Annotated in this window: 17 protein-coding genes; 4 read left to right on the forward strand and 13 right to left on the reverse strand. The window is 54.8% G+C overall.

Translation table 11 applies throughout. From position 1 onward, the window contains the following. Nucleotides 1-2 precede the first annotated feature (2 nt). From rsmA to lptD, 4 genes are read right to left on the reverse strand one after another with little or no spacing between them, the layout of a single operon-like run. Nucleotides 3-824: a 16S rRNA (adenine(1518)-N(6)/adenine(1519)-N(6))-dimethyltransferase RsmA gene (rsmA, locus tag HVX64_RS04965; protein ID WP_044255552.1), complete on the reverse strand. Its 822-nt coding sequence runs from the start codon at nt 822-824 to the stop codon at nt 3-5. Then, on the reverse strand, nt 821-1,810 hold the full coding sequence (pdxA, locus tag HVX64_RS04970; protein WP_044255550.1) for a 4-hydroxythreonine-4-phosphate dehydrogenase PdxA: 990 nt from the start codon (nt 1,808-1,810) through the stop codon (nt 821-823). Before pdxA ends, rsmA begins: the two co-directional genes overlap by 4 nt. Further along, complete coding sequence (surA, locus tag HVX64_RS04975; RefSeq protein ID WP_042997967.1) at nt 1,810-3,096, reverse strand: peptidylprolyl isomerase SurA; 1,287 nt, start codon at nt 3,094-3,096, stop codon at nt 1,810-1,812. Before surA ends, pdxA begins: the two co-directional genes overlap by 1 nt. A gap of 53 nt (nt 3,097-3,149) precedes the next feature. Further along, nucleotides 3,150-5,504, reverse strand: coding sequence for an LPS assembly protein LptD (gene lptD, locus HVX64_RS04980; RefSeq protein WP_044255544.1), 2,355 nt, complete (start codon nt 5,502-5,504; stop codon nt 3,150-3,152). A 255-nt stretch (nt 5,505-5,759) separates the two neighbouring features. Between lptD and djlA the strand changes: the two genes are divergently transcribed. Further along, nucleotides 5,760-6,575 (forward strand): co-chaperone DjlA, encoded by an 816-nt coding sequence (gene djlA, locus HVX64_RS04985; protein WP_042997965.1) that lies wholly within the window; start codon nt 5,760-5,762, stop codon nt 6,573-6,575. 163 nt (nt 6,576-6,738) lie between these two features. On the opposite strand, the gene rluA is transcribed toward djlA, so the two are convergent. The 6 genes from rluA to araB all read right to left on the reverse strand — a co-directional run bounded on the left by rluA (nt 6,739) and on the right by araB (nt 16,834). Continuing rightward, complete coding sequence (gene rluA, locus HVX64_RS04990) at nt 6,739-7,398, reverse strand: bifunctional tRNA pseudouridine(32) synthase/23S rRNA pseudouridine(746) synthase RluA (RefSeq protein WP_044255541.1); 660 nt, start codon at nt 7,396-7,398, stop codon at nt 6,739-6,741. An 11-nt stretch (nt 7,399-7,409) separates the two neighbouring features. Then, nucleotides 7,410-10,316, reverse strand: a complete 2,907-nt coding sequence (gene rapA / locus HVX64_RS04995; protein WP_044255538.1) for an RNA polymerase-associated protein RapA — start codon at nt 10,314-10,316, stop codon at nt 7,410-7,412. Between the two features lie 134 nt (nt 10,317-10,450). Then, a complete protein-coding gene (gene polB, locus HVX64_RS05000; protein WP_044255535.1) occupies nt 10,451-12,802 on the reverse strand; it encodes a DNA polymerase II in 2,352 nt (783 codons plus the stop codon). An 84-nt stretch (nt 12,803-12,886) separates the two neighbouring features. Beyond that, entirely contained in the window at nt 12,887-13,582 is a 696-nt protein-coding gene (gene araD, locus HVX64_RS05005) for an L-ribulose-5-phosphate 4-epimerase (RefSeq protein ID WP_044255532.1), read from the reverse strand. A gap of 29 nt (nt 13,583-13,611) precedes the next feature. Beyond that, nucleotides 13,612-15,114, reverse strand: a complete 1,503-nt coding sequence (gene araA / locus HVX64_RS05010) for an L-arabinose isomerase (RefSeq protein WP_044255529.1) — start codon at nt 15,112-15,114, stop codon at nt 13,612-13,614. A 10-nt stretch (nt 15,115-15,124) separates the two neighbouring features. Further along, on the reverse strand, nt 15,125-16,834 hold the full coding sequence (araB, locus tag HVX64_RS05015; RefSeq protein ID WP_042997959.1) for a ribulokinase: 1,710 nt from the start codon (nt 16,832-16,834) through the stop codon (nt 15,125-15,127). Between the two features lie 340 nt (nt 16,835-17,174). Between araB and araC the strand changes: the two genes are divergently transcribed. The 3 genes from araC (at nt 17,175) to HVX64_RS05030 (ending at nt 20,325) form a co-directional block, all read left to right on the forward strand. Further along, nucleotides 17,175-18,020 carry an arabinose operon transcriptional regulator AraC gene (gene araC, locus HVX64_RS05020; RefSeq protein WP_044255526.1) on the forward strand — a complete coding sequence of 282 codons (846 nt, stop codon included), beginning with the start codon at nt 17,175-17,177 and terminating at the stop codon, nt 18,018-18,020. Nucleotides 18,021-18,117: 97 nt separating this feature from the next. Further along, the gene (locus HVX64_RS05025) at nt 18,118-19,074 is read left to right on the forward strand and encodes a hypothetical protein (protein WP_228530472.1); all 957 of its coding nucleotides are present in this window, start codon (nt 18,118-18,120) and stop codon (nt 19,072-19,074) included. Nucleotides 19,075-19,557: 483 nt separating this feature from the next. Continuing rightward, nucleotides 19,558-20,325: a DedA family protein gene (locus HVX64_RS05030; protein ID WP_042997957.1), complete on the forward strand. Its 768-nt coding sequence runs from the start codon at nt 19,558-19,560 to the stop codon at nt 20,323-20,325. A 40-nt stretch (nt 20,326-20,365) separates the two neighbouring features. Here HVX64_RS05030 and thiQ read toward each other — a convergent pair whose 3' ends face one another. From thiQ to thiB, 3 genes are read right to left on the reverse strand one after another with little or no spacing between them, the layout of a single operon-like run. Next, nucleotides 20,366-21,064 (reverse strand): thiamine ABC transporter ATP-binding protein ThiQ, encoded by a 699-nt coding sequence (gene thiQ / locus HVX64_RS05035; RefSeq protein ID WP_044255522.1) that lies wholly within the window; start codon nt 21,062-21,064, stop codon nt 20,366-20,368. Next, nucleotides 21,048-22,658, reverse strand: coding sequence for a thiamine/thiamine pyrophosphate ABC transporter permease ThiP (thiP, locus tag HVX64_RS05040; protein WP_044255520.1), 1,611 nt, complete (start codon nt 22,656-22,658; stop codon nt 21,048-21,050). The genes thiQ and thiP overlap by 17 nt, the downstream gene beginning before the upstream one ends. Beyond that, entirely contained in the window at nt 22,634-23,617 is a 984-nt protein-coding gene (gene thiB, locus HVX64_RS05045) for a thiamine ABC transporter substrate binding subunit (RefSeq protein WP_044255518.1), read from the reverse strand. Before thiB ends, thiP begins: the two co-directional genes overlap by 25 nt. Nucleotides 23,618-23,640 lie beyond the last annotated feature (23 nt).

Genomic DNA, 23,640 nt, shown 5'->3' on the forward strand with positions numbered 1-23,640 from the left:
GCTTAACTCTCCTTCGATGGCGCGTGTTCTGACAGATAGTTCGCCATCTGGCAGTACTGCGCGACAGAGATATTTTCCGCTCGCATTGCCGGGTCAATACCCAGTTCCGTCATGACCTCAACGCTGAACAGATTGCCGAGGCTGTTACGAATCGTTTTACGGCGCTGGTTGAACGCTTCTGTGGTGATGCGGCTCAACAGGCGAATATCGTTGACCGGATAGGGCATCGTAGTGTGCGGCACCAGGCGCACCACGGCGGAATCGACTTTTGGCGGCGGCGTGAAGGCGGACGGCGGCACTTCAAGCACCGGGATCACGTTGCAATAATATTGCGCCATGACGCTTAAGCGACCATACGCCTTACTGTTTGGTCCTGCAACCAGACGATTCACCACCTCTTTTTGCAACATAAAGTGCATATCGGCAATGGCATCAGTATAGCTAAACAGGTGGAACATCAGCGGCGTAGAGATGTTATAAGGCAGGTTACCGAACACGCGTAGCGGTTGACCCATCTTTTCAGACAATTCGCCGAAATTCATGGTCATGGCGTCCTGCTGATAGATAGTCAGCTTGGGGCCCAGGAAGGGATGCGTTTGCAGACGCGCGGCCAGATCGCGGTCAAGTTCAATGACCGTCAGCGCATCCAGACGTTCGCCAACCGGCTCCGTCAACGCAGCCAGACCGGGGCCGATTTCGACCATCGCCTGACCCTTCTGCGGGTTAATGGCGGAGACAATGCTGTCGATCACAAACTGATCGTTGAGGAAGTTTTGCCCGAAGCGTTTACGGGCTAGGTGGCCCTGATGGACTCGATTATTCATTGGGTATTAACAATCATTTTGATGGCGAGATTAAGCGCCGTAATAAAACTGCCGACATCAGCTTCACCCCGACCCGCCAGTTCAAGCGCGGTACCGTGATCCACCGAGGTACGAATAAAGGGCAGGCCCAGCGTAATATTCACGCCGCGACCAAATCCCTGGTATTTTAGCACGGGGAGACCCTGATCGTGGTACATCGCCAGCACCGCATCAGCATGTTGCAGATATTTGGCCTGAAACAGCGTGTCGGCGGGTAATGGACCTGTCAATTTCATTCCCTGCGCGCGGAGCGTATCGAGCACCGGAACGATCGTGTCGATCTCCTCGCGGCCCATATGCCCCCCTTCACCGGCATGCGGATTCAGACCACAGACCAGCACGTGCGGATCGTCCACGCCAAATTTGGTGCGCAGATCGTGATGCAGAATGCCAATCACTTCGTGCAGCAGTGCTGGTGTAATGGCATCGGCGACATCACGCAGCGGCAGATGGGTCGTTGCCAGTGCGACGCGTAACTCCTCCGTCGCCAGCATCATCACCACTTTTTTCGCCTGCGAGCGCTCTTCAAAAAACTCGGTGTGACCGGTGAAAGGCACGCCAGCGTCGTTGATAACGCCCTTATGCACAGGGCCCGTAATCAGCGCCGCAAATTCACCCTCTACACAACCGTCACAGGCACGGGCCAGCGTCTGCACCACATACTTACCATTCTCCACGGCCAACTGCCCAGGAACGACGGGCGCACGAAGCGAGACCGGTAACAGCGTCAGCGTGCCGGCAGTCTGCGGTTTAGCAGGCCTTTGCGGGGAGTAAGGGCGTAACGTGAGGGGAAGACCGAGCATTGCCGCCCGGTCAGTCAATACCGTGGCATCGGCACAGACCACCAGTTCAACCGGCCAGTCGCGCTGGGCAAGTTGAACGACGAGATCCGGACCTATCCCGGCGGGTTCGCCGGGAGTGATCACTACGCGTTGAGCAACCGTCATTAATTGCTCAGGATTTTAACGTAAGCGCTGGCACGTTGTTCCTGCATCCAGGTTGCTGCTTCTTCTGAGAACTTCCGGTTCATCAGCATACGGTAAGCGCGATCTTTCTGCGCGGCGTCGGTTTTATCGACGTTACGCGTATCCAGCAGTTCGATCAGGTGCCAACCGAAAGAGGAGTGCACCGGTGCGCTCATCTGGCCTTTGTTCATGCGGGTTAACGCATCACGGAATGCCGGATCGAAAATGTCCGCAGCCGCCCAGCCCAGATCGCCGCCCTGGTTAGCCGAGCCGGGATCCTGAGAAAACTCTTTCGCTGCGGCAGCAAAGGTGGTTTTACCGCTCTTAATATCAGCGGCGATTTGCTCAAGCTTCAGACGCGCCTGCTGATCGGTCATGATCGGCGACGGCTTCAACAGAATATGGCGGGCATGAACTTCGGTCACGGAGATGCTCTGGCTCTGGCCGCGCATATCATTCACTTTCAGGATATGGAAGCCGACACCGGAACGAATCGGACCAACGATGTCGCCTTTCTTCGCGGTACTCAGCGCCTGAGCAAAAATGCCTGGCAGTTCCTGAATACGACCCCAACCCATCTGGCCGCCTTTCAGCGCCTGCTGGTCAGCAGAGTAGGTGATCGCCAGTTTGCCGAAGTCGCTGCCGTTACGGGCTTGATCGACAATGGAACGCGCCTGAGATTCTGCTTCGTTCACCTGGTCAGACGTTGGGTTTTCCGGCAGTGGGATCAGGATGTGGCTCAGGTTCAGCTCCGTACTGGCATCATTTTGATTGCCAACCTGCTGCGCCAGCGCATCCACTTCCTGCGGCAGGATCGTCACGCGGCGGCGCACTTCGTTGTTACGCACTTCAGAGATGGTCATCTCTTTACGGATCTGATTACGGTAGGTTGAGTAGCTCAGACCATCGTAAGCCAGACGGCTTCGCATCTGGTCCAGCGTCATGTTGTTCTGTTTAGCGATATTGGCAATCGCCTGATCAAGCTGTTCGTCAGAGATTTTTACGCCCATCTTCTGACCCATCTGCAGGACAATCTGATCCATGATCAGACGTTCCAGGATCTGATGACGCAGCGTAGCGTCGTCCGGAAGCTGTTGACCTGCCTGGTTGGCGTTCAATTTGACAGACTGCATCAGGCCATCAACGTCGCTTTCCAGTACCACACCGTTATTTACGACGGCTGCGACTTTATCGACTACCTGCGGGGCAGCGAAACTGGTATTCGCGATCATGGCGATACCGAGAAGCAGCGTTTTCCAGTTCTTCATACTTTTTCCATTTCAATTAACCGCACTGCGGATTACGTGGTAAATCAATCAGATCACAAAGAGTTTTGATACGGCAAAATGTTGGAACGTAACATCTCGCTCGTGCCGAGACCATAGTTGGAACTCAGACCACGAAGTTCAATGTTAAAGCCAATCACGTTGTCATACACCGCGTGTTCTTTATCGCTATCCCAACCGTTCAGCTTACGCTCGTAACCGACGCGGATCGCATAACAGCAGGAGTTGTACTGCACACCTAACATCTGGTCGGCGGGTTTATTCACGTTGGTGTCGAAGTAGTAGGCACCCACAATCGACCAGCGATCGGCAATCGGCCAACTGGCGACGGTACCGATCTGGCTAATCCCGTTTTTGTACTGCTCTGCCGTGGAATATCTTGCTGGCAATGTCGCCTGAATATACTCCGGGCTGGCGTAACGGTAGTTCAACTGAACCAGACGGTCTTCATCACGACGATATTCGATACTGGAACTGCTGGTCGCGACGCTATCCAGACGGGTGTCGTACTGAATACCGCCACGCAGCCCCCAACGATCCGAAATACGCCAGTAAGTGTCACCCGCCCATACTAATGAACCCGTCTGGTCATCATTCTCCCATTGGATGTTGTCATCGCCAGTGCGAGACTCCGTGAAATAGTAGATTTGACCAACAGAAACGTTAAAACGTTCAACTGCTGCCTCATCATATACGCGAGATGTGACGCCCGTCGTGACCTGGTTGGCGGAGGCAATGCGGTCCAGACCGCCATAGCTGCGGTCACGGAACAGGCCGGTATAGTCAGATTGCAGCAGGGAAGAGTCGTAGTTGTAGATGTTGCTCTGGTCGCGATACGGCACGTACAGATACTGCGCGCGCGGCTCCAGCGTCTGGGTATAACCCGGCGCGAGCATGTTCATATCCCGTTCAAACACCATCTTGCCGTCGACTTTGAACTGCGGCATCACACGGTTGGCGGTATCATCCAACTGAGTGGTATTACGGTTGTTATACCAGTCCAGATTGGTTTGCTGATAATGGGTTGCCAGCAGTTTCGCTTCGGTGTTGATGCTGCCCCACTGGTTTGACAACGGCAGGCTGACAGTCGGCTCCAGGTGCAGGCGCGTCGCTTCCGGCATGTTGTCTTTGGTATTCACAAAATGCACGGCCTGGCCATAAATACGGGTATCAAACGGACCCAGGTCGTTCTGATAGAAGTTGACGTCTAACTGTGGTTCAGCGGAATAACTGCTGGTGTTTTGATCGCTGAACACCTGGAACTGTTTGGTTGAGACAGTGGCGTCAAAGTTCTGCACCGCATAGCCGACGCTGAATTTCTGCGTCGCGTAACCGTCGGTACTTGAACCGTACTTGTTATCGAAATCATTAAAGTAGCTGGAGTCGCTCACTTTGGTGTAGTCGACGTTGAAACGCCACACCTGATCCATCACCCCCGCATGTCGCCAGTAAAACAGCCAGCGGCGCGAGTTGTCATCGTTCGGATGCTCATCGTCGTAGACGCGATCGGAGTTCAGATAGTCGAATTCCATAATACCGGCGCCCGCCTGGCTCAGGTAGCGGAATTCGTTCTCCCACATTACGCCGCCGCGACGGTGCATATAGTGCGGCGTCAGGGTCGCATCCATGTTTGGCGCGATGTTCCAGTAATACGGCAGATAGAACTCAAAATAGTTCTTTGTCGTGTACTTGGCGTTGGGGATCAGGAAACCGGAGCGGCGTTTATCCCCGACCGGCAATTGCAAATACGGACTGTAAAAGACAGGAACCGGGCCCAGCTTAAAGCGGGCGTTCCAGATTTCTGCGACCTGTTCTTCACGGTCATGGATCACTTCGCTACCGACGACGCTCCAGGTATCAGAACCCGGCAGACAAGAGGTGAAACTCCCGTTCTCAAGAATGGTATAGCGGTTTTCGCCGCGCTGTTTCATCAGATCCGCTTTACCGCGGCCCTGACGGCCCACCATCTGGTAGTCGCCTTCCCAGACGTTGGTGTCTTTGGTGTTCAGGTTCGCCCAGCCCTTCGGTCCTTTCAGGATAACCTGGTTGTCATCGTAATGGACGTTGCCGAGCGCATCGACGGTACGTACAGGCTCAGGCTGACCCTGAGCCTCTTTCTGATGAAGCTGCACCTCGTCGGCCTGCAGACGGCTGTTGCCCTGCATGATATCCACATTGCCGGTAAACACCGCGTCGTCAGGATAATTTCCTTTCGCATGATCGGCATTAATCGTGACGGGGAGTTCATTTGTCTCGCCCTGCACCAGAGGACGGTCATAGCTTGGCACGCCTAACATACATTGTGAGGCGAGACTGGCTGCCAGACCCTGTTGACTGTAAAGGGCAGTGGCAATCATGGTGGCCAGGAGGGTGGGAATACGTTTTTTCATACGTTGTATTTTATTGTTCCATCATCAGTAGCGTCGCGCGTGACAAACCGCCACAGCCTAACTTACTCATGTTCGTAGCGCTAGTGTTAATCCTGCCGCTATAGCGTCTGTGGTGTTAGTCACGGCTGTGAATGACAGGTATGATAATGCAAATTATAGGCGATGTCCCACAATTGACCGTAGCCGAAAGATCGTTAAAAGCCGCTTATTTTGTGGGACCTGGCCTCACCGAGAGTGAGACAAATTGGGGAGTCTATGCAGTACTGGGGAAAAATAATTGGTGTGGCCGTGGCTCTGCTCATGGGCGGCGGCTTTTGGGGCGTGGTGCTGGGGCTGTTGGTTGGCCACATGTTCGACAAAGCCCGCAGCCGCAAAATGGCGTGGTTTGCCAACCAGCGTGAGCGTCAGGCGCTGTTTTTTGCCACCACCTTTGAGGTGATGGGGCACTTAACCAAATCGAAAGGACGGGTTACCGAAGCCGATATCCATGTCGCCAATGTGCTGATGGACAGGATGAATTTGCACGGTGAATCGCGATCGGCTGCGCAAAATGCGTTTCGTATCGGAAAATCAGATAATTACCCGTTACGTGAAAAAATGCGCCAGTTTCGTAGCGTCTGTTTTGGTCGCTTCGATCTTATTCGTATGTTTCTTGAAATTCAGATTCAGGCGGCGTTTGCCGATGGTTCACTGCATCCCAACGAGCGTGAAGTGCTGTATGTGATTGCCGAAGAGTTGGGCATTTCCCGCACTCAGTTCGATCAGTTCCTGCGCATGATGCAAGGGGGAGCCCAGTTTGGCGGTGGTTATCAGCAGCAGTCCGGCGGCGGTGGCTGGCAGCAGGCGCAACGCGGCCCGACGCTGGAGGACGCCTGCAACGTCCTCGGGGTTAAACCTACTGACGATGCGACTACCATTAAACGTGCTTATCGTAAGCAGATGAGCGAGCACCATCCGGATAAGCTGGTGGCGAAAGGTCTGCCGCCGGAAATGATGGAAATGGCGAAGCAAAAAGCGCAGGAAATTCAGAAGGCTTACGAGCTGATCAAAGAGCAGAAAGGCTTTAAATAAATTTACACGGCATCCTTCAAGCTGCCTCTTTGTTGGCCGCGCTGTGAAACCCCAGTCACATAGTTATCTATGCTCCTGGGGATTTCTTCGCTTGCCGCCTCGAAGCATCTCGAATGATTTGTGTCTATTCGCGAGCGTAATTCAAAGGGGCTACGTTATAAGATTAAAAATCCGCTGGCGCTTTAAACGTCATGCTGTTGCCGTATGCGGGATGGGTGATGGTCAGCATCTCGGCATGCAGTTGCAGTCGGGGGGCCATCGCCAGCGCCTCAGGCGGGGCATAAAAACGGTCGCCGAGAATGGGGTGGCCTAACGCCAGCATATGTACGCGCAGTTGGTGCGAACGTCCGGTGATGGGCTTCAACATTACTCGCGCGGTGTTATCTTCCGCAAACTCCACCACTTCATATTCGGTCTGCGCTGCTTTGCCGGTTTCATAACACACTTTCTGTTTCGGACGATTCGGCCAGTCGCAGATGAGCGGTAAATCCACCAGTCCCTCTGCGGGCGCAGGATGTCCCCATACCCGCGCCACATACTGTTTTTTCGGCTCGCGCTCGCGAAACTGACGCTTCAGCTCTCGCTCTGCCGCCTTGGTGAGGGCCACTACAATTACGCCGCTGGTTGCCATATCCAGACGATGCACAGATTCAGCCTGTGGATAGTCGCGTTGGATACGCGTCATCACGCTGTCTTTGTGTTCCTCAAGACGCCCCGGCACGGATAACAGGCCGCTTGGCTTGTTGACCACCATAATGTGCTCATCCTGATACAGGATCACCAGCCAGGGATCCTGCGGCGGATTGTAGTTTTCCATCGCCATATTTGACTCCGTTACTGATGCGTGACGACGATAAGACGAAGCGCATCCAGACGCCATCCTGCCTGATTCAGGCTTTCCAGCACCTGTTGACGGTTGCTTTCAATGGCCGCGAGTTCATCATCACGAATGTTCGGGTTGACGGCGCGCAGCGCTTCCAGGCGCGACAGTTCTGCAGACAGTTTTTCATCCGCTTCATTACGCGCCGCGTCAATCAGGGCGCGGGCGGACTTCTCAACCTGCGCTTCACCCAGTTGCAGAATCGCATGAACATCCTGCTGCACCGCATTAACCAGTTTGCTGCCGGTGTGGCGGTTTACGGCACTCAACTGGCGGTTGAAGGTTTCAAACTCCACCTGCGCCGCGAGGTTGTTGCCGTTTTTATCCAGCAGCATGCGCACCGGCGTCGGCGGCAGGAAGCGGTTAAGCTGCAACTGCTTCGGTGCCTGGGCTTCCACAACGTATACCAGCTCCAGAAGCAGCGTACCGACCGGCAGCGCCTTATTCTTCAACAAGGAAATGGTACTGCTACCGGTATCACCAGAGAGGATCAGATCCAGCCCGTTACGGATCAGCGGATGTTCCCAGGTAATAAACTGCGCGTCTTCACGCGACAGCGCCACGTCACGTTCAAAGGTAATGGTACAACCGTCTTCCGGCAGCCCCGGGAAGTCCGGCACCAGCATGTGATCGGATGGGGTCAGTACAATCAGGTTTTCACCGCGATCGTCCTGGTTAATCCCCACGATATCAAACAGGTTCATGGCAAAGGCGATAAGGCTGGTGTCGTCGTCCTGCTCTTCAATACTTTCGGCCAGTTGCTGCGCTTTTTCGCCGCCGTTGGAGTGGATCTCCAGCAGACGGTCGCGGCCCTGTTCCAGCTGCGCTTTCAGCGCTTCGTGTTGTTCGCGACAGCTTTTGATCAGATCCTCAAAGCCATCGGTCTCTTCGGGCGCCGCCAGGTAGTTAATCAGGTTGCTGTAAACCGTGTCATAAATAGCACGACCGGTCGGGCAGGTATGTTCGAACGCATCCAGACCTTCGTGATACCAGCGAACCAGCACCGACTGGGCGGTTTTCTCTAAATACGGGACATGGATTTGGATATCGTGCGCCTGGCCGATGCGGTCGAGACGACCAATACGTTGTTCCAGCAGGTCCGGGTTAAATGGCAGGTCGAACATCACCAGGTTGCTGGCAAACTGGAAGTTACGACCTTCCGAGCCAATTTCTGAACACAGCAGCACCTGTGCACCGCTGTCCTCTTCGCCGAACCAGGCGGCGGCGCGGTCACGTTCGATAATCGACATCCCTTCGTGGAAGACCGCCGCGCGGATACCTTCGCGCTCGCGCAGCACTTGCTCCAGCTGCAGGGCGGTAGCCGCCTTCGCACAGATCACCAGCACTTTCTGTGAGCGATGGCTGGTCAGGTAGCCCATCAGCCACTCAACGCGTGGGTCGAAGTTCCACCAGGTGCCGGTATCCCCTTCAAATTCCTGATAAATCTGTTCCGGATAGAGCATATCGCGCGCTCTGTCTTCGGCGTTTTTGCGGGCACCCATGATGCCAGACACTTTAATGGCAGTCTGATACTGCGTCGGCAGCGGCAGCTTAATGGTGTGCAGTTCGCGTTTCGGGAAGCCTTTTACGCCGTTACGGGTGTTACGGAACAGCACGCGGCTGGTGCCGTGGCGGTCCATCAGCATGGAAACCAGCTCCTGACGTGCGTTCTGCGCACCGTCGCGGTCGCTGTTTGCCGTTTGCAGCAGCGGTTCAATATCCTGCTCGCCAATCAGTTCGCCCAGCATGTTGAGCTCTTCATTGCTGAGCTTGTTACCGGCCAGCAGCATAGCGACGGCGTCGGCAACCGGGCGATAATTTTTCTGCTCTTCAACAAACTGTGCGAAATCGTGGAAACGGTTGGGATCCAGCAGGCGCAGACGCGCAAAGTGGCTTTCCATACCCAGTTGTTCCGGGGTGGCGGTCAGCAACAGTACGCCTGGCACGCGTTCCGCCAGTTGTTCTATCGCCACATATTCACGGCTCGGCGCCTCTTCGCTCCAGACGAGGTGGTGGGCTTCATCGACAACCAGCAGATCCCATTCGGCATCGCACAGGTGTTCCAGACGCTGCTTGTTACGGCGGGCGAAGTCCAGAGAACAGATCACCAGTTGTTCGGTTTCGAACGGGTTAAACGCATCGTGCTGCGCTTCGGCGTAGCGTTCGTCGTCAAACAGGGCGAAACGCAGATTGAAACGGCGCAGCATTTCGACCAGCCACTGATGCTGCAAGGTTTCTGGCACAATAATCAGCACGCGTTCTGCCGCGCCAGAAAGCAGTTGTTGATGCAGGATCATCCCGGCTTCAATGGTTTTGCCCAGACCCACTTCATCTGCCAGCAGTACGCGCGGCGCATGACGGCGACCCACATCGTGGGCGATGTTGAGCTGATGAGGGATCAGGCTGGTGCGCTGGCCGCGCAGACCGCTCCATGGCATGCGGTACTGTTCACTTTGAAATTTACGTGCGCGGTAGCGCAGCGCAAACCGATCCATGCGGTCAATCTGACCAGCAAACAAGCGATCCTGCGGTTTGCTGAACGCCAGTTTGCTGTCGAGCAGGACTTCACGCAGCGTGACGCCGGTTTCTTCGGTATCAAGACGGGTGCCAATGTAGGCAAGCAAACCATTTTCTTCTTTTACTTCATCGATTTGCAGCTGCCAGCCTTCATGGCTGGTAATGGTATCGCCAGGGTTGAACATCACGCGGGTCACGGGGGAGTCACTGCGCGCATACAGACGGTTTTCACCGGTGGAGGGGAAAAGCAAAGTGACGGTGCGCGCATCCATGGCGACAACGGTTCCAAGTCCCAGTTCGCTTTCTGTATCGCTGATCCAGCGTTGACCAAGTGTAAAAGGCATATTTGTTCGGCTCTATATCTTTAATTGCAGGCAATAACCACCCTCTGCCAGGGAGATGCTATGGCAGAACGGTAAATGGGGTCCAGGAATGGAAAGGGCGCTATGGTAATGGATGGCGATGGATTCGTCACGCGTCAAAATAACCCTAATTGGCCTGTCAGTAGTGTAGCAAAGTTATCATCAATGAAGGGAAGAATTCCTTCCGCGACGGGCTGGAGCTGTCGCGTCAGGTAATGCTCGTAATCCAGCGGCGAGTGTTGATAATCCTTTGGCTCTGGGCCGTTCAGGGTCCAGACATAGTGAATGGTGCCGCGGTTCTGGTACTGCGCCGGGCGTCCCCGCTTCAGGTTTTCTTCATCAGCCAGTCTGGCGGCGCGTACGTGTGGCGGAACGTTGCGCTGGTACTCGCTTAATGGTCGACGCAGACGCTTGCGATAGACCAGACGCTCGTCCAGTTCGCCCGCCATCAGCCGATCAATGGTTTCACGTACGTAATCCTGATACGGTTCGTGACGAAATATGCGCAGATACAATTCTTGCTGGAACTGCTGCGCCAGCGGTGTCCAGTCGGTACGCACGGTTTCCAGCCCTTTAAACACCATCCGCTGGTTTTCTCCTTCCTGAATCAAACCCGCGTAGCGTTTTTTGCTGCCGGTATCCGCGCCACGAATGGTGGGCATCAGAAAGCGGCAGAAATGCGTTTCATACTCCAGTTCCAGCGCGCTGGTAAGGTTCTTCTCCTGAAGCGATTGCGTCCACCAGGCGTTGACGTGTGCCACTAACGCGCGACCAATTTTCGCCGCTTCCTCTTCTGTGTGGGCGCGCTTCAGCCAGACGAAGGTGGAGTCGGTGTCGCCATAAATCACGTCATAGCCCTGGGCTTCAATGAGCGCTTTGGTCTGACGCATGATCGCGTGACCGCGCATGGTGATCGACGACGCCAGGCGCGGATCGAAAAAGCGGCAGGCCGTCGTGCCGAGCACACCGTAAAAGGCATTCATGATGATCTTCAGCGCCTGAGAAAGCGGTTTATTACCGTGCCGTTTGGCGTCGTCACGCCCCTGCCAGATCGACGTCACGATCTCTGGCAGGCAGTGTTTTTCCCGCGAGAACCAGGCGTCGAGAAATCCTTCGGTGCTGTGTTCGGGATCCGGGTGCGCCATCCCTTCCACCAGTCCGACTGGGTCGATCAAAAAGGTGCGAATGATCGAGGGGTACAGGCTTTTGTAATCCAGCACCAGCACCGAATCATACAAGCCGGGACGCGAATCCATCACGTAACCGCCGGGGCTGGCGTGGGGTGGTACTTCACCAAGGTTCGGCGCAACGTAACCGGCGCGATGCATACGTGGAAAATAGAGATGGCCAAACGCGGCGACCGAACCGCCGTGACGATCGACTGGTAATCCGTTAACCGTGGATCGTTCTAACAGGAACGGCACGATCTCGGTTTTATGAAAGACTCGTGTCACCAGCTCGCAATCTTTCAGATTGTAGGTGGCGAGCGCGGGTTTATCTTCGGCAAAACGTCTGTCGATCTCATCCATGCGATCCCAGGGATTATCGATCGATTTACCTTCCCCCAGCAGTTCTTGCGAAACGGTCTCCAGCGAAAACGACGAGAAATTCCAGAAGGCAGACTTCAGCGCCTCAATGCCGTCAACGATCAGCCGACCTTTCGCCTGGGCGAAAAAAACGCCATTTTTAAAACCGTGCTCACGCCACTCGAGTTCGCTGTTATCGCGGCCAAAACGCAGCGGGATACGGTAGCGCTCAGCATGTTTTTGCAACACGCGCAGGTCGAACTGCACCAGATTCCAGCCGATGATGAGGTCGGGATCGTGGCGGGCAACCCACTCGTTAAGCTTTTCCAACAGTTGTGGGCGGCTGTTGACGTACTCAAGCTGGAAATCGAGCGCTGCTGAATCGCCATTTTCGGGGCCGAGCATATAGACAATGCGCTGCCCGCAGCCTTCAAGCCCAATGCAGTACAACTCGCCGTGGCGGGTGGTTTCAATGTCCAGAGACAACCATTTGAGCGGTGGACGATAGTCGGGATGGGGCTTTAATCGCGCATTGACGATCGCACCGTTGCGCGTCTCACCTTCGACCCACACTGGCGAGGTGATAAAGCGTTCCATCAGATAGCGTTCAGGCGGGCGGACATCGCCTTCATAAACCGTCACGCCATTCTCACGCAACAGCTTTTCCAGTCGCATCAACTGGCGATGCGAACGGCAGTAAAGACCCGAAACCGGCTGACGATGAAAATCTTTGAGGTTGAGCGGCGTCAGACGATAACCATTTTCACTGCTTAATAACGACGTGACGCGGGCGGTTAGCGCGGTAGGGATAAACGCAACGGACTCCTGCGGCGCAAGCGTGACCTGCAAAGGCCCGCTGTCTGTTGCCAGCCAGAAGGAGACTTCAGTTCCCTGCGACGTATCCCGCCAGTGCCGGGTTAAGATAAAACCTGCCTGCGCCACGCTGTTTATCCATCAAAAAAACCAGGCATGATTATAGCCTGGTTCAACGTGTTGCGCTGGGGTTTTATACAGTTATTGGCGCTGCTACTGCCCGTAATAGGCTTTCGCTCCGTGCTTGCGCAGGTAATGCTTATCCAGCAACGTTTGCTGCATCTCGGGTAACTGTGGCGCGAGCTGGCGGCAGAAAATGCCCATGTAGGCAACCTCTTCTAAGACGATGGCGTTATGCACCGCGTCTTCGGCATTTTTCCCCCACGCAAAGGGACCGTGTGAATGCACCAGTACGCCTGGCATTTGCGCGGCGTCTATTCCATGCATCTTAAAGGTTTCGACGATCACCTTGCCGGTTTCCCATTCATACTCGCCGTTGATCTCGTGGCTGGTCATTTTGCGGGTGCAAGGGATGGGGCCGTAGAAATAGTCGGCATGCGTGGTGCCCGTTGCCGGAATGGACTGTCCGGCCTGCGCCCAGATGGTCGCGTGGCGCGAATGGGTATGCACAATACCACCAATGGTGGGAAAAGCCTGGTACAGCAGACGATGCGTCGGCGTATCGGACGAGGGCTTTTTCTGACCTTCAATCACTTCACCCGTCGCGATGCTGACAACCACCATATCGTCAGCGGTCATCACGCTGTAATCCACGCCGGAAGGTTTAATGACAAAGACGCCGTGGTCGCGATCGACGGCACTGACGTTCCCCCAGGTGAGCGTGACCAGGTTGTGCTTTGGCAGCGCCAGATTCGCTGCCAGTACCTGGCGTTTGAGATCTTCTAGCATGTTTTTCTCCCTGCCTGATGGCGCTTTGCTTAACGTTTAAAGCCGTAATACATGTCGTTCCAGCGCAGCGCGTCCTTGAAGGCGGGCAGGCGGGTATCGTTATCAATCACGGTGATTTCGATATCGTGCATTTCGGCGAACTGACGCATGTCGTTGAGATCCAGCGCATGGCTGAAGACGGTATGGTGCGCGCCACCGGCCAGGATCCACGCTTCAGACGCGGTCGGCAGGTCCGGTTGGGCTTTCCACAGCGCGTTGGCGACCGGCAGTTTCGGCAGCGCATGCGGGGTTTTCACGGTGTCGATGCAGTTGACCAGCAGACGATAGCGATCGCCTAGGTCGATCAGGCTGGCCACGATCGCCGGACCGGTCTGCGTATTGAAGATCAGACGGGCAGGATCGTCTTTACCGCCAATGCCGAGATGCTGAACATCAAGGATCGGTTTTTCGTCCACCGCGATCGACGGACACACTTCCAGCATGTGGGAGCCGAGCACCAGATCGTTGCCTTTCTCGAAGTGATAGGTGTAATCCTCCATAAAGGAGGTGCCGCCCTGCAGACCGGTTGACATCACTTTCATGATGCGAAGCAGAGCGGCAGTTTTCCAGTCGCCTTCGCCAGCAAAGCCATAGCCCTGCTGCATCAGGCGTTGTACGGCCAGACCCGGAAGCTGTTTCAGACCGTGCAAATCTTCAAAGGTGGTCGTGAAGGCGTGGAAGCTGCCCTGCTCCAGAAAGCGCTTCATACCCAGTTCAATACGCGCCGCTTCCAGCACGTTCTGGCGTTTTTCACCGTGAACCTGAGTGGCGGCGGTCAGGGTGTAGCTATTTTCGTATTCGTCAATCAGGGCATTGATGTCGCCGTCGCTGATGGAATTCACCACCTGCACCAGATCGCCCACTGCCCAGGTGTTGACCGAGAAGCCGAACTTGATCTGCGCGGCGACTTTATCGCCATCGGTAACCGCCACTTCACGCATGTTGTCGCCAAAGCGGCACACTTTCAGATGACGGGTATCCTGTTTCGACACCGCATGACGCATCCAGGAACCGATACGGGCATGAGCCTGTTGATCCTGCCAGTGACCGGTGACTACCGCATGTTGCTGGCGCATGCGTGCGCCGATAAAGCCGAACTCACGACCGCCGTGCGCAGTCTGGTTGAGGTTCATAAAGTCCATGTCGATGCTGTCCCACGGAAGGGCCGCATTGAACTGGGTGTGGAATTGCAGCAGCGGTTTATTGAGGATAGTCAGGCCGTTGATCCACATTTTGGCTGGAGAGAAGGTATGCAGCCAGACCACCAGACCCGCACAACGATCGTCATAGTTCGCGTCACGGCAAATGGCGGTGATTTCATCCGGTGTGGTCCCCAGTGGTTTTAACACCAGCTTGCAGGGTAGTTTCGCTTCGGTATTCAGCGCTTTGACGACGTGCTCCGCGTGCTGAGTAACCTGACGCAGCGTCTCAGGGCCGTACAAATGCTGGCTGCCAATTACAAACCACACTTCATAGTTATCAAAAATAGTCATTGTCGTGTCCTTAGTGAGTCAGGGTTGCCTGGTCAGCCGGCGCAGTATTAACCGGGGTGGCAGTCGGAAGATAATGTTGCTCAGCGCTTACCGCCCACTGCTGGTAGCGGCGATAAAGCTGTTCGAAACGTTGTGCCTGGTCGGGGCGAGGTTGCAGCGTGTTTTCCACCGCGCTGGCCATTTTCTGCTGCGCCGCAGGAATATCGGCATGCACCCCGGCAGCCACGGCGGCAAAGATAGCCGCGCCCAGCGCACAGCACTGATCGGAGGCGACGATTTGTAGCGGACGGTTCAGGACATCGCAGCAGGCCTGCATAATGACCTTGTTTTTCCTGGCGATGCCGCCCAGCGCCATGACGTTGTTAACCGCAATACCTTGTTCGGTAAAGCATTCCATAATGGCTCTTGCGCCAAAGGCGGTTGCGGCTATCAGACCGCCGAACAGCGCCGGGGCATCCGTGGCCAGATTCAGATCGGTCACCACCCCTTTCAGACGCTGGTTTGCGTTCGGCGTGCGGCGGCCGTTAAACCAGTCAAGCACCACCGGCAGGTGATCCAGCGATGGGTTTTTCGCCCAGGCGTCGGTCAGCGCGGGCAGCAGTTGTTTTTGGCTGGCGCTGATCTGCGCTTTCAGTTCCGGATGCTGCGCGGCGAGTTGCTCCAGCGGCCAGCCGAGAATGCGACCAAACCACGCGTAGATATCGCCAAAGGCAGACTGTCCGGCCTCCAGACCGATAAAACCGGGGACCACACTGCCATCGACTTGCCCACAAATGCCTTTCACGGCGCGCTCGCCGACGCTCTGTTTGTCCGCAATCAGGATGTCGCAGGTGGAGGTTCCAATGACTTTCACCAGCGCATTGGGCTGTGCGCCCGCGCCGACGGCACCCATGTGGCAGTCGAACGCGCCGCCAGAGATGACGACGTTCTCCGGCAGACCAAGGCGCTGCGCCCACTCGGCGCACAGCGTACCAACTGGCAGATCGGCAGTGAACGTGTCGGTGAACAGGGGGTATTGCAAATGCTGGTTAATCAGCGGATCGAGCTCATCGAAGAAACTGGCAGGCGGCAGACCGCCCCAGCTTTCATGCCATAATGATTTGTGCCCGGCGCTGCAACGACCCCGGCGGATATCCTGCGGGCGCGTAGTACCAGAAAGGAGGGCTGGCACCCAGTCGCACAGCTCAACCCACGAGACGGCAGCCTGGGCAACTGCGCGGTCTTCGCGGGTGACATGAAGGATCTTGGCCCAGAACCATTCGCTGGAGTAAATGCCGCCGATGTAACGGGAGTAATCGACGTTGCCCGGCGTATGGCACAGACGGGTAATGGCTTCGGCTTCTTCCACTGACGTGTGGTCTTTCCACAGGACGAACATCGCGTTTGGGTTTTCCGCGAACTCTTCCCGGAGTGCCAGCACGTTGCCATCGGCGTCAATCGGCGCTGGCGTTGAGCCCGTACTGTCGACGCCAATCCCAACGACCTCGGCACGTTGCGCCGCGCTGAGTTCCGCCAATACGCTTTTCAGTGCGGCTTCCATCGACTCCATGTAGTCGCGGGGATGATGGCGGAACCGGTTGTTCGGGGCGTCACAAAAACGTCCTTCCTGCCAGCGCGGGTACCACTCAACGCTGGTGGCGATCTCTTCGCCGGTGGCGCATTCCACAGCCAGCGCGCGCACAGAATCACTGCCAAAATCGAGGCCAATTGCAATTGCCATCCTCTTGCTCCATCCAGAAATACGGGTATGGAGAAACAGTAGTGAGTGGGGATAAAAACCGTCAGGTAGGATCCGCTAATCTTATGGATTAAAATGCTATGGCATCGCAAAGTGTGACGCCGTGCAAATAATCAATGTGGACATTTCTGCTCTGGTTATAGACACTTTTGTTACCCGTTTTTGTGGCAGTCATCGTACTGAGTCGTGACATAATGCTTTTCACAAGCGGGGTTGATGGGTCCGCCCGTGATGGTGCGGCAACAAGGCAGGACGCAAACCATACTGTCCTGCGTAATATGGACAATTTGTTTCCTCACTGAACCTCGGGAGTCGTGAAATTATGGCTGAACCGCAAAATGACCCTCTCCTGCCAGGGTACTCGTTTAACGCGCATCTGGTCGCCGGTTTAACGCCGATAGACGCCAACGGATATCTGGATTTTTTTATCGACAGGCCGTTGGGGATGAAAGGCTATATCCTTAACCTCACGATTCGGGGGGAAGGGGTGATTAAAAATCAGGGGCGGGAGTTTGTCTGCCGACCCGGTGACATTTTGTTGTTCCCGCCGGGTGAAATTCATCACTACGGACGCCATCCGGATGCCAGCGAGTGGTATCACCAGTGGGTTTACTTTCGTCCCCGCGCCTACTGGCAGGAGTGGCTCACCTGGCCGTCCATTTTTGCGCAGACCGGTTTTTTCCGTCCGGACGAAGCGCATCAGCCGCACTTTAATGAGCTGTTCGGCCAGATTATTCACGCCGGACAGGGGGAAGGGCGCTACTCTGAACTGCTGGCGATCAACCTGCTGGAGCAGTTACTGCTGAGGCGCATGGAGGCGATCAACGCTTCGCTGCATCCGCCGATGGATAACCGCGTGCGCGATGCCTGTCAGTACATCAGCGATCATCTGGCGGACAGCCACTTCGATATTGCCAGCGTTGCTCAGCATGTCTGCCTGTCGCCATCGCGCCTGTCGCACCTGTTCCGTCAACAGTTGGGTATCAGCGTGTTGAGCTGGCGTGAGGATCAGCGGATCAGCCAGGCGAAGCTGCTGCTCAGTACAACACGCATGCCGATTGCTACCGTTGGACGCAATGTCGGGTTCGACGACCAGCTCTATTTCTCCCGCGTCTTTAAAAAATGTACTGGTGCCAGTCCGAGCGAGTTCCGTGCCGGTTGTGAATAATATATTTCGTGTATCGTTCGCTATAAAAAATAAGAACATTGTATTTGTTCTGTAAAACTTCATCTGCTATAAAAATTTTCATATAAGGAGGTATCAGATGAGTAAGCGTATGGATATTACTGATGGTATGTTTGCCACAACAAAAAATTATGGGCTTGTTTATACTGAGGAATTGGGATGGATTGATTTAGGTCATGCGCAAGGGAATGATGCCAGAGTGTTAAAGAGAAAACTGGAACAAGAACATTTTGCTAAATACTATGAAAAATTCAATGACTGGTACTTCCCGGTAAATTATTACCAGGAAATGGAAGTAAGGAGAAGATTATTTGGTGTTGACCTGAATTTTCATACTGGTGTACATACGCAGGTTATGGTTCGCTCATGCCTTTCTCCTGCCCTTAAGGCAAAGGTTGCCTTAACCATTATGTATGGAACTGCAAAAAGATTTGAAGCATGGCAAGACTCAATTCTCTTCAACTGGTATACCGATAGTGGTTTTAGCGTTGAGGACTTACTTTCTGATTTAGTTGGTTTTTATCGTGTTTTTGGCACTGGCCCAGATCCACTTTGGCTGGCGAACCCCGTATCCTATGAAACAGCCATACAAATATGGGATGCTCATGATCCGATAGGTACTTTTAAGAATAAAGAGTTTTCGCCCAAACTATTTTCGACGATATCACCATTTAAATATGGTGAACCTATCAAAAAACTTCTTCCAGAATGGTTAAGTTATATAAAACCTCTGGATGGTTCATTTCCCGGTGTATTATATAATCAGTTTCATAATAGTCCTGTCAATGGTTTTTTTAAGAACAAAGACAGGATAAACCATGAGCTTTATGGTTCAGTGTCAGTATCTGATACGACAAATTATGCTGACTCTCCCTTTGAACGTCCACTTTTTTTCTTCTTCACTCTCACTCACCACAGAGGCAATGGTGAACATGAAAAAATGGATTTTACTATTATTGTCATTGCTTCTGTTCCCTTTTATCGTCTTCTTTGGTTGTTTTGCTCTGATGTCAGGGGATCATCATTACAGACGTGATGACATTATTTCTTACTGGTTATATACCCCTGATATTCTGAAAAAGGTACCACAACTATCAAAAGAAGTTGAATATGAACATTATTATGACCTGGATGATCAACATACCTATGTTGTCATAAAGTGGAGCAATATTAATGATATTATTGCTAAAAAAAAATGTTTATTAGATTTTTTGCAGCAATTAAGTCCTTCTGTGAAATATAATTGTTTGTGGGTGTATCACGATCAGCGTGATTACGCTGATAACTACCAACGGTATTGTGTACACCAAAAAAGGGATGCCCTTGAACTGGAATACTACGAAACCGTGAGATGACTCAAATGCCTGGCCTTACAGCATGCCGTCGTGCGGTTGTGAAGAAAAAGTGAATGATGTGCCCGTGAAGATGTCATAACCTGTAACTATTCAGATGATTGGTCGCTTGACGTCGCAGGGATGGGTTTGCAGAATCCCTGTTTCGTAAAACTGACGGACGCATTATGCAAGCATTGCTGGAACACTTTATTCTCCAGTCCGCCATGTACGCTTTGATTGCTGTGGCGCTGGTGGCCTTCCTGGAATCGCTGGCGCTGGTGGGGTTGATTTTACCGGGAACGGTATTGATGGCCGGGCTGGGTGCTCTGATCGGCAGCGGGGAACTCAACTTCTGGCATGCATGGCTGGCGGGAATTATCGGCTGTCTGCTTGGCGACTGGATCTCGTTCTGGCTGGGCTGGCGCTTCAAAAAACCGCTGCACCGCTGGTCGTTCATGAAAAAGAACAAAGCGCTGCTCGATAAAACCGAGCACGCACTGCATCAGCACAGTATGTTCACGATTCTGGTGGGACGCTTTGTTGGTCCAACGCGCCCGCTGGTGCCGATGGTCGCCGGAATGCTCGATCTGCCGGTGGCGAAATTCATCACGCCCAACATTATTGGCTGCCTGCTCTGGCCGCCATTTTATTTTCTGCCGGGGATTCTGGCTGGTGCGGCAATTGATATTCCGGCGGGTATGCAAAGTGGCGAGTTTAAGTGGCTGCTGCTGGCGACAGCCATCCTGCTGTGGTTCGGTGGCTGGCTGTGCTGGCGCCTGTGGCGTAGTGGAAAAGCCGCGACGGACCGCTTAACGCATTACCTGCCAAAAAGACGCCTGCTCTGGCTGGCGCCGATCGTGCTGGGGATGGGGATTGTTGCGCTGGTGACGTTGCTTCGCCACCCGCTGATGCCGATGTATCTCGATATTCTGCAAAAAGTGGTGGGCTACTGATATTCCTGCCGGATAAGCGTAAGCGCCATCCGGTAATCCATTATTTTTTAATCCCCAACAGCGCTGAGGCGCTGGCTTTACCGCTCAGCAATTCATCCGTTTCGCCCTGCCACGCGATGCGACCGTCGGCCACGACGACAGAGCGCGGGGCAATGCGCGCCGCATCTTCGACACTGTGCGACACCATCAGTAGCGTCAGTTGCCGGGCATGGCAGATATCGCTTACCAGGGTCAGCATCTCCTGGCGTAGCGCGGGATCGAGGGCTGAAAAGGGCTCGTCAAGCAGCAGGATCGGCTGTTCGCGCACCAGACAGCGCGCCAGTGCTACACGCTGGCGTTGACCGCCGGAAAGCTCTCCGGGCAGGCGGGCCATCAGCGTCTCGATCCCCATTTGTTGCGCGATATGCAGGCGCTTCTCTTTCTGTTCGGCGCTTAATTTCAGTCCTGGATCCAACCCCAGACCGATGTTTTGCTCAACGTTTAGATGGCTGAACAGATTGTTCTCCTGAAACAACATCGAAACCGGACGACGTGATGGCGGCGTGGTGGTGTGGTCTTCCCCTTCGATCAACAGGGTGCCGCGGGCAGGCGTGAGAAAACCGGCAATCAGACTCAGTAACGTACTTTTCCCTGCGCCGCTTGGCCCCAGAATCGCCACCTGTTCACCGCGCGCCACGGACAGCGTAAAGCGCATGGGCAAATGGTGGTAGAGCCAGGTGATATCAGTCAGTCTTAACATTTCGCCCCGGTAACGTCTCAATAACGGTAAATAAAATAAAGCACAGGATCAGCAATAAGAGCGCAGTGACGGCACCGTCCTGACTGCGGTAAGAGCCAATTTGCTGATACAGATAAAACGGCAGGGTGCGGAAATCATCGTTGCCGAACAGCGCCACCACGCCAAAATCGCCGATAGACAGCACACAGGCAAAGGCCAGCGCCTGCGCCAGCGGACGCTTCAATGCCCGCAGTTCTACCACTTTTAGCCGCTGCCAGCCTTCAATCCCCAGCGACTGACACAGCATGGTGTAGCGGGCGGTAATATCGCGCATCGGGTTTTCCAGCACTTTCAGCGCGTAGGGAATGGCCATCAGCGCATTGGTGAAAATCACGATGCTGTCAGCGGACTCCGGCAGGCCGATGCTGTTGTTGAGCAACAGGAAGAAGCCGGTGGCCAGCACGATGCCTGGCATCGCCAGAATAAGCATCCCGCTTAGCTCAAGCGCTTGTCCTGCCAACAACTGCTGACGGGCGCGCAGTTCGCGGCTGCTCCACAGCAGCATCATCGTCAGGATCACGCACAGCAGACCCGCTGCCAGCGCAATACGTAGCGAAGTCCACACCGCCTGCCACAAAATGGGCTGCGCGAGCACGTCCAGCAGATGGCGATTCACCCCGTCGACCATCACCGCCAACAACGGTGGAAGCAACAGCAGCAGCGCGAGGACGATCAGCAGGGCATCGGTTAAACGGCTGTGCAGCCGATCGTCCGGATCGCGCCATCCCTGAACCAGGGTTGTGCCGGGAGCAATAGCTTTACTCAATCGTTGACTGAGGAGCACCAGCGCCAGACAGCACACCATCTGGATCAGCGCCAGCATGGCGGCACGGGCAGGATCGTAGTCGAAATTCAGCGCCTGATAAATCGCCAGCTCAATGGTGGTCGCCTGCGGTCCGCCGCCCAGCGACAGCACGGTGGCGAAACTGGCAAAACAGAGCATAAAAATCAGCGCAGTGACCGGTGGGATTTGGCGACGCAGCCATGGCCACTCGACAAAGCGGAAGAACTGCCAACCGCGGATACCCAGTTGGGCGGCAAGCTGACGCTGCTCGCCAGGGATATTCTCCAGCGACTGCAACAGCAGGCGGCTTGCCATCGGCAGATTAAAAAAGATGTGAGCCAGCAGGATGCCCTGCAACCCGTAAGGCGAGAAGGTCCACTCCAGTCCAAGCACGTGCCAGAGCGAAGCCAGCCACCCCTGGCGTCCATAGACGCTGAGAATACCAAACACCGCAACCAGCACGGGGAGGATCAACGTCATGGCGCACAGGCGCAGCAGGGCCAGACGCCCCGGAAAACGGCGTCGGTACAGTGCACGGGCAAGGAAGATGGCTGGAACAACAGAAAGCACCGCCGACAGGAAGGCCTGCCAGAAGGAAAAACGCACCACGTGCCACAGGTAGCTGTCCTGCCACAGCGAGGACCACGCCGCCTGCGGCGCGTTGAACCACAATGCCAGAAATGCGGCCAGCGCCACCGTCACCATCAACGTGGCGGCACAAAGGCCTGGGATCAGCCAGCCGGCAATTAACGGCTGACGGCGCGTTGCCATTCGCTAATCCATGCCTGGCGTTGTGCTGCCACTTCCGCTGACGTGAATTCCAGGGTCGTTGCGGGTTGAGTCAGTTGTTCAAATCCGGCAGGCAGGGTGACATTTGCCACCGGATACATCCAGTTGCCGGTCGGGATAGCATTCTGGAACGCGGGTGACACCATGAATTTGAGGAACTTTTCTGCCAGCTCAGGCTGCTTACTGGCTGCAGTACGCGCGGCGACCTCCACCTGCAGGTAATGGCCTTCGCTAAAGTTGGCCGCCACGTAGTTCTCTTTTTTCTCTTCGATGATGTGATACGCCGGAGAGGTGGTGTAGCTCAGCACCAGATCGCTTTCACCTTTCAGGAACAGGCCATAAGCTTCGCTCCAGCCTTTGGTGACAGTGACGGTTTTGGCCGCCAGCTTCTGCCACGCTTGCGGCGTTTTATCGCCATACACTTTCTGCATCCACAGCATCAGCCCAAGTCCTGGCGTACTGGTGCGCGGATCCTGATAAATCACCCGCCATTTCTGATCGCTCTCGACCAGCTCCTTCAGGCTTTTCGGTGGGTTTTTCAGTTTGTTTTTGTCATACACGAAAGCGAAGTAGCCGTAATCAAACGGGACGAAGGTGTCATTCTTCCAGCCGCCTGGGACATTGACCGCCTCGCTGGCGACACCGCTTTTCGTGAACAATTGGGTTTGCGTCGCCGCTTCAAGCAGGTTGTTATCCAGTCCCAGCACCACGTCGGCCTTGCTGTTTTTCCCTTCCATTCGCAGGCGATTAAGTAACGACACGCCATCTTCCAGCGCCACCAGCTTCAGTTCACAGTTGCAGTCGGCTTCAAAGGCTTTTTTCACCGCCGGGCCAGGGCCCCAGTCTGCGGCGAACGAGTCGTAGGTGTAGACGGTGAGAACCGGTTTTGCGAAGGCAGGCGCTGCGCACAGGAGTAAAAGGGGAAGACATTTTTTCAACACTTTGCACCTCAAAAGATGGGTGG

Source organism: Citrobacter sp. RHB20-C16, from assembly GCF_013890155.1.
Taxonomy (GTDB): Bacteria; Pseudomonadota; Gammaproteobacteria; order Enterobacterales; family Enterobacteriaceae; genus Citrobacter_A; species Citrobacter_A amalonaticus.